Source organism: Vibrio sp. 1978, from assembly GCF_033344345.1.
On sequence record NZ_JAWPOP010000220.1, the window covers coordinates 1 to 917 of the forward strand.

Here is a 917-nt window from a genome sequence, read left to right on the forward strand (position 1 = left end):
TTCAGGAAGAAGACATTGTGATCGCAGCGCGCGAGCTCGTGGAGGATTGGAAATGAAGACGTTTAATTTACCCGATCTCGGTGAAGGTCTCGCTGAGTCAGAAATTGTAAAATGGCATGTCAATGTGGGTGACATGGTCAAACTCGACCAAGTGATCCTCACTGTTGAGACGGCGAAAGCAACCGTAGACGTTCCTGCTCCGTACGCAGGCAGAATTGTCAGCCGCCATGGTGAAGAAGGCGACGTTATTAATATTGGCGCCCTACTTCTAGAAATCGACGAAAGTGGCGCAGAAAACACTGTCTCTGGGGAAAAACGACAAACCGCCGATGCCGCAACCGTTGTTGGCACCGTATCTCACCAATCTCATAACGTAAATGTTGATGATTTTTGGGTGGGCGGCAGCCACAACAAATCGGCAGACAAACTCATCACCGCTTTACCTTCCGCGCGTTTGCTAGCGAAAAAGCTAGGCGTAGATTTGAAAACGATGGTCGGTCGCGGACCAAGCGGTTTGATCGTCGCTGCCGATGTTTACGAAGTAGCAGGCAAACAAGTTCCTGGAACTGAAGTGCTCAAAGGAGCGCGCCGTACGATGGTCTCGACCATGGCAGAATCCCATCAAAATGTCGCAGCGGTGACCATTACCGAAGAAGCATTATTGGAAGATTGGTTGCCAAACGAGGACATCAGCATTCGTCTGGTACAAGCTATCGTTTATGCTTGCCAGCAAGAGCCAGCTCTCAACGCTTGGTTCGATGCCGAAACCATGACGCGCTGTGTTCATCCTACCGTCAATCTTGGTGTAGCGGTGGATAGCCGTCACGGACTGTATGTCCCCGTGCTTCGCCACGCGGATGAGTATGAACCGCAAGACGTTCGTCGCTGGCTAGATCAAACCGTCAAAGGCATCCGAG

1 protein-coding gene is annotated in these 917 nt (G+C 51.3%); it reads left to right on the top strand.

Going from position 1 to position 917, the window contains the following annotated elements; translation table 11 throughout:
- Positions 1-52: 52 nt before the first annotated feature.
- Positions 53-917 (top strand): dihydrolipoamide acetyltransferase family protein (locus tag R8N49_RS25665; RefSeq protein ID WP_318190276.1); only part of this gene is annotated, 865 nt, incomplete at its 3' end.